Here is a 6552-nt window from a genome sequence, read left to right as displayed (position 1 = left end):
ATCGAGGAAGCCTACGAGGTTTCCGATGCGATCAAACGCAACGACATGGACGACCTTTGCGAGGAACTTGGCGACCTGCTGCTGCAGGTCGTCTTCCATGCCCGCATGGCCGAGGAAGCCGGCGAATTCACCTTCGGCGACGTCGTCGAAGCCATAACGCGCAAGATGATCCGCCGCCACCCGCATGTCTTCGCGCGATCCGATGCCGACACGCCGGAACTCGTCAAGAAGCAGTGGGACGAGATCAAGCAGGCGGAGAAACACGAGCGCGCCGAAAGGCGCGCAAGGCGCGGCGTTTCCGAAGATTTCAGGGCAGGCTTTCTTGGCTCCGTGCAGCGGAGCTTCCCCGCGCTTACAGAAGCGCTGAAACTGCAGGAACGCGCCGCAAAGGTCGGCTTCGACTGGTCGGCGCCAGAGCCCATCCTCGACAAGATAGAGGAAGAGATCGGCGAGCTTCGTGCCGCACTCAAGGAGGGAAATCACGCGAAGGTCAGCGATGAACTCGGCGACCTGATCTTCGCCATTGCCAATATCGGCCGGCATGTACAGGCCGATCCCGAGCAGGCGCTTCGCGGCACGAACACGAAATTCAGGCGCCGATTCAATCACATCGAGAAAACACTTGAAGCAGATGGCGAAACGCTTGAGGCGGCAACGCTTGAGCGCATGGAGGAAATCTGGCAGGCCGCCAAGGCGATCGAGCGGGCAGTCGCGGGGGGCTAGCGTCGAAGGTCGGCGCTCATTCGTCGAATCTGTCGCCTTCGGCATAGGTGCCTGAAGGCGAAGCCACAGGGCCGCGAAGGATCTCCTCCCCGCAGGTCGCCGTTGCTGCCGTCAGCGTCCATCCCATGCTCGCCTCACAGGAAGCCAGCCTCCGCGAGAAAAGTTGCCTGCACCCAAGGACTTGAGCGCTGGATCCCTGCGCCAGGCATGGGGATGAGAAAGGGGGGCGAGGCGACGTCAAACAGCGACAGCTTCTGTGCCGACCGTCTTTTCATCCGCAACGGACGCCGGGTTCCGAATGTGCTTTGAAGCGGTCAGGGGCTTGCTATTCCCAGTCTTCCTTCTGCGGCTTCGGGCCGTCGCCCATGCGCCGTTCCAATTCGGCGGCTTCGCTTTCGGCGAGCCTTACGTCGAGCGTCACCGTGCCGTCTTCATTGTCTTCGCGGCCGTCGACGATCGAATGTTCGTAAAGCCAGGGTAGCAGCGCCAGCTTGCCCAAAGGCAGCTTGATCGTCGTCGCGGTCATCACCCCGGAAAGGCGCTTGCTGATTTCTTGCATCAGGTGATCGATGCCCTCGCCGCTGATGGCCGAAACAGCGACCACGTTTTCGGCGCCCGCAACCTTCTGCACAATCGCATCATGCGTTTCCGGTTCGAGACGGTCGATCTTGTTCCAGACTTCGACGATGCGTCGTGCCCCTTCAGCCTCGTCGATACCGAGATCTTTCAGGATGCGCATCACGTCTGCGCTCTGCGCCTGATTGTCTGCATCCGACATATCGCGGACGTGGAGGATCAGATCGGATTCCAGCACCTCTTCAAGCGTTGCGCGGAAGGCGGCGACGAGATGCGTCGGCAGGTCGGAGATAAAGCCGACGGTGTCGGACAGGATAACGGTCCGGCCATGCGGAAGCTTCATGCGGCGAAGCGTCGGGTCGAGCGTGGCGAAGAGCATGTCCTCCGCGAGCACGCCTGCGCCGGTGATGCGGTTGAAGAGCGTCGACTTGCCGGCGTTGGTGTAGCCCACAAGTGCCACGATCGGATGCGGCACCTTCTTGCGCTTGGCCCGGTGCAGCTGCCGGGTGCGGACGACCTGCTCCAGCTCGCGCTCCAGCTTGATGATCCGATCCTGCAGCAGACGGCGGTCGGCTTCAATCTGCGTTTCGCCCGGGCCACCCATGAAGCCGCCGCCGCCGCGCTGGCGTTCGAGGTGGGTCCAGCTGCGGACCAGACGGCCCTTCTGATAGTTCAGATGCGCAAGGTCGACCTGCAGCGTGCCTTCCTTCGTGGAGGCGCGGCGGCCGAAGATTTCCAAAATCAGGCCCGTGCGGTCGATGACCTTGGCATTCCACTCCTTCTCGAGATTGCGCTGCTGCACCGGCGTCAGCGGGTGATCGACGATCACCAGGCCGGAATCATGCTCATCGAGCTGCGCCTTGATGTCCTCGATCTTGCCGGTGCCGAGCAGCGTAGCCGGACGCGGGTCGGAGATCGGTACGATCGCGCCGTTGACCACATCCAGATCGATTGCCTCAGCGAGACCAGTCGCTTCCTCAAGGCGGCTTTCCGGCGAGCGGGTCGCAGCTCCTTCGATGGGCGTACTCCTGCTCCGCGCCTGCTTGAGCACAGGCACGACGACGGTTGCCCGCATATCATCCCGAAGTCTCTGAGCCTCCGGGATGATGGAATCATTCCTGGTATCGCGTGTCGAAATGACTGCTGACCTTGTTAGGACGCTGCTTCTTCGCTCTCGAACATCTGCATGGGCTGACCCGGCATGATCGTTGAGATCGCGTGTTTATACACGAGTTGCGAATGGCCGTCACGGCGAAGAAGAACGCAGAAATTGTCGAAAGAAGTGACAACGCCCGTGAGCTTTACGCCGTTAATGAGAAAAATTGTGAGAGAAATCTTTTGTTTGCGAACAGTATTGAGAAATAAGTCCTGCAAATTCTGAGAACGTTCCGCCATCGCGCCGCTTCTTTCTTTATTGCCGGCTTGACCTGGCCGGTGAATATTAATCAACCTCTCCTGAAAGACGGAGGGTAACCCTCATCCCTTCCGTCCAGCAAATCTTGGTATCAAATCGCAATCTTTTCCGCAACGTCGAAAAAGGCTTCTCGAATATTCTGCGAGATCGTGCCGGGATGACCGTTGGCAATTGTCTGCCCGTCGATGGAAACGACGGGAAAACAAATGCTTGTGGCGGCCGTGATGAAGACCTCGCGTGCCGCCAGCATTTCGGCGACGGTGAAGTTCCGCTCGGCGATCCTGAGGTCAAGCTTCTCCGCGACATCCATCAGCGTCGTGCGCGTGATGCCGCGCAGAATACCATGTTCGGCAGGGCGCGTGATCAAGGTGCCGTCGGCGTCGACCATCCAGACATTCGTCGCGGCACCTTCTTTCACGCAGCCGTTGGCATCGACATAGATGGCCTCCTGGGCGCCGGCTTCCTTCGCCTGCTGGCGGACCAGGGCATTCGAAAGAAGACCGACCGTCTTGATATCAACCCGATCCCACCGATTGTCCGGAACGGTGATCGCCTTGATGCCGTTTGCGTTTTTCTTCGCGATGACCGCGGGATCGGTGCTTTTGGCCGTGATGACCAGCGAAGGCTTGGTGCCTTCGGCCGGAAAGACATGGTCGCGGCGCGCCACGCCGCGCGTCACCTGCAGATAGAACAGGCCGTTGCGTACCTTGTTGCGGCGCGCCGTTTCACGAATCACATGGATCATCGCCTGGCGGCTCATCGGCCAGGTAATACGCAACTCGCCAAGCGAGCGGTTCAAGCGGTCGAGATGGCGCGTGATATCAACGATGTAGCCGTGACGTATTTCGCAGACCTCGTAGACGCCGTCCGCGAACTGGTAGCCGCGGTCTTCGATATGTACCATCGCATCGGCGTGCGGCACGTAGCGGCCATTTACATAGGAAATTCTCGGCATGGAAAACCTGCATCCAAGGCAATGAAATGGGAAACCGGCGCAGAAAATTGCGCCGGAGCAGTCAGACGCCGAGCGACTTCAGCTTACGATGAAGCGCCGAGCGCTCCATCCCGACGAATTCCGCGGTGCGCGAGATATTGCCGCCGAAGCGGTTGATCTGCGCGATCAGATAATCCTTCTCGAACATCTCGCGGGCTTCGCGCAGCGGAAGCGTCATGATGTGGTAGTCGTTCTTAGCGGACACCTTGGGCAGCATGTCGCCGAGGTCCGTCGGCAGCATGTCGGCTGTGATCGGCGCATCCGGACCATCCGAGCGTGCAAGGATCATCAGCCGTTCGATATTGTTGCGCAGCTGTCGGATGTTGCCTGGCCAGTCATGAGCCTGCAGCACCGCCATTGCATCGTCGCCGATACGGCGCAGGCGGATGCCCGCCTGCTCGGAAATCTGGCGCATCAACTGATCGACAAGGAACGGGATGTCCTCCCGGCGTTCCGCCAATGCCGGTACGCGAACGGGGACGACGGCGAGGCGATGGTAAAGATCCTCGCGGAACCAGCCCTCGGCGATGCGGCTTTCCAGATTGTAAGCCGTCGAAGAGATGATACGGACATCCACCTTCACGCGCTTCGATCCGCCGACGCGCTCGAACTGCTGGTCGACAAGCACGCGCAGGATCTTGTTCTGCGTCTCGCGCGGCATTTCGCCGACTTCATCAAGATAGAGTATGCCGCGGTGGGCTTCTTCCAGCGCCCCGGTCTTGCGCGATTGGCCAGGGGAGCCTTCCGTCCCGAAGAGGGCGACTTCCATGCGGTCCGGCGTAATGTTCGCAGCGTTCAAGGCCACGAACGGTCCGTTGGCGCGCGCCGACTTCTTGTGGATCATCCGCGCCACCAGCTCCTTTCCGGAGCCAGATGCGCCGAAGATCATGATGCGGCTGTTGGTCGGCGCGACCTTTTCGATCGTCTGGCGAAGCTGCGAGACCGCGACGGACGTGCCGATCAGTTCGACGGCGTCGCCTGCGCGCCGCTTCAGCTCGGATACCTCCCGCTTCAGCTTCGAGTTTTCCAGCGCGCGTTCGGCAATCAGGATCAGGCGATCAGCCTTGAAGGGCTTTTCGATGAAATCGAAGGCGCCGCGTTTGATGGCGGAAACAGCCGTTTCGATATTGCCGTGGCCCGAAATCATGACAACCGGTATGTCGGGATGGCGCGTCTTAATCTCGTCCAGCAATGAGAGACCGTCGAGCTTGCTGCCCTGCATCCAGATATCCAGGAAAATCAAGCGCGGCGCGCGATCGGAAATCGCGGCGAGCGCGCTGTCGCTGTCATGCGCGGTACGCGTCTCGTGTCCTTCATCAGAGAGGATGCCGGAGACGATCTCGCGAATATCATGCTCATCATCGACGACGAGAATATCAGAGGCCATACACACTTTCCTTGTCATTTGGCGCCGGGGCGGCGGGAACCGGCTCGAGACGCGGCAGATGCACGCGGATCATGGCCCCCCTTCCCTGGTCGAAATTGGCGGGCGCATCATGCAGTTCCAACTGCCCGCCATGCTCTTCAATGATCTTCTTGACGATAGCGAGGCCGAGGCCAGTGCCCTTCTCCCGCATCGTCATATAGGGCTCTAGGATGCTGTGCCGGTTTTCCACCGGTAGTCCCCGGCCATTGTCGATGACGTCGACCGTGAAGCGGTCGCGGCTCTCGTCCAACGACGCCCTGACGAGAACCTTCCGTTGATCGCGCTCGCCGCTCGGAACAGCCTCAATGGATTCGACCGCATTCTTGATCAGGTTTCCGAACGCCTGACCCAGCATGCGGCTGTCGAACTGGACCTCCAGCGGTTTGTCGCCGAATTCCTGCTGGAAGCTCACATGCGTATTGCCCATCTCACGCAGGAAGATGGCATCGCGGAGAATATTGCGCAGATCAGTCTGTTCCTTCGTCGGCTTGGGCATGCGCGCAAAAGCCGAAAACTCGTCCACCATGCGGCCGATATCGCCAACCTGCCGGATGATCGTATCGGTACATTGATCGAAGACCGTGCGATCCTCCTGATTGATCTGCTTTCCGTAACGGCGCTGGATGCGCTCGGCGGAGAGCTGGATGGGCGTCAGAGGGTTTTTAATCTCATGGGCGATGCGCCTTGCCACGTCGCCCCAGGCCGTCGAGCGTTGCGCGATCACGAGATCGGTAATGTCGTCGAGGGTAATCACGTAGGAATCGCTTGTATCGCGAACTTCCTCGCGCGTGACCTGCACGCTCAGCGTTCGCACCGTTCCGCCGCGCACGAGAGCAATCTGCTTGCGGAAATCGCCGCGGTAGCGCGATGCAGCTTCGCTCAGCACCTGATCGACTTCGGGAGCAATTTCATTCAACTGCTTCCCGAGCATCTCGCGTGCCGGCAGCGACATCAGCGTCTCGGCAGAACTGTTGACGATGGTGATCCGCCGGTCGTTTTCGACGCCTATCACTGCGGCGGTGACACCCGACAGCACGGCCTCGATGAAGCGGCGGCGGTCGTCCACCTCGTCCTTCGCCTCCAGGATCTCGTCACGCTGTGTACGGATTTCCGAAATCATCTTGTTGAACGTGCGGGATAGGTTTGCAACGTCGCCATCGACCGCATGAACCGGCACGACGATATCCATGTTGCCGGACGCCACGCTGTCGGCCGCGGTGATTAGCAGGCGGATCGGGCGGACGATCCGGTCGGCAACGGCAATAGCCGTCCAGATCGCCGCAAGCAGCACGATCAGGGCAAAACCGATATCCAGACTCCCGAACGCGATATGCAGCGAGACGAGACCCGCCTCCATCGAGCGCAATTCCGTCGCGCTTTCCTCCATCATCCGCCATGCGCTCCTGACCTTCGGATCGA

At 60.2% G+C, this 6552-nt stretch carries 6 protein-coding genes; 1 reads left to right on the top strand and 5 read right to left on the bottom strand.

Features of this window, described 5'->3' with window-relative positions; genetic code table 11:
- Positions 1 to 723 (top strand): nucleoside triphosphate pyrophosphohydrolase (gene mazG, locus C9413_RS25800; protein WP_170251084.1); only part of this gene is annotated, 723 nt, incomplete at its 5' end.
- 325 nt (positions 724 to 1048) lie between these two features.
- Here the strand turns inward: mazG and hflX are convergent.
- The 5 genes from hflX to C9413_RS25775 all read right to left on the bottom strand — a co-directional run.
- The gene (gene hflX / locus C9413_RS25795) at positions 1049 to 2374 is read right to left on the bottom strand and encodes a GTPase HflX (protein WP_039844832.1); all 1326 of its coding nucleotides are present in this window, start codon (positions 2372 to 2374) and stop codon (positions 1049 to 1051) included.
- 77 nt (positions 2375 to 2451) lie between these two features.
- Positions 2452 to 2694: an RNA chaperone Hfq gene (hfq, locus tag C9413_RS25790; protein WP_003539403.1), complete on the bottom strand. Its 243-nt coding sequence runs from the start codon at positions 2692 to 2694 to the stop codon at positions 2452 to 2454.
- Between the two features lie 110 nt (positions 2695 to 2804).
- Positions 2805 to 3668 carry a D-amino-acid transaminase gene (locus C9413_RS25785; protein ID WP_039844831.1) on the bottom strand — a complete coding sequence of 288 codons (864 nt, stop codon included), beginning with the start codon at positions 3666 to 3668 and terminating at the stop codon, positions 2805 to 2807.
- A gap of 61 nt (positions 3669 to 3729) precedes the next feature.
- Positions 3730 to 5094, bottom strand: a complete 1365-nt coding sequence (locus tag C9413_RS25780; protein ID WP_039844830.1) for a sigma-54 dependent transcriptional regulator — start codon at positions 5092 to 5094, stop codon at positions 3730 to 3732.
- A partial coding sequence (locus tag C9413_RS25775; RefSeq protein WP_170251083.1) for a PAS domain-containing sensor histidine kinase occupies positions 5084 to 6552 on the bottom strand: 1469 nt, incomplete at its 5' end. The genes C9413_RS25775 and C9413_RS25780, both read right to left, overlap by 11 nt.

Source organism: Rhizobium sp. SEMIA 4085, from assembly GCF_013004495.1.
Taxonomy (GTDB): domain Bacteria; phylum Pseudomonadota; class Alphaproteobacteria; order Rhizobiales; family Rhizobiaceae; genus Rhizobium; species Rhizobium gallicum.
This window is presented reverse-complemented; position numbering and strand designations above follow the sequence as displayed.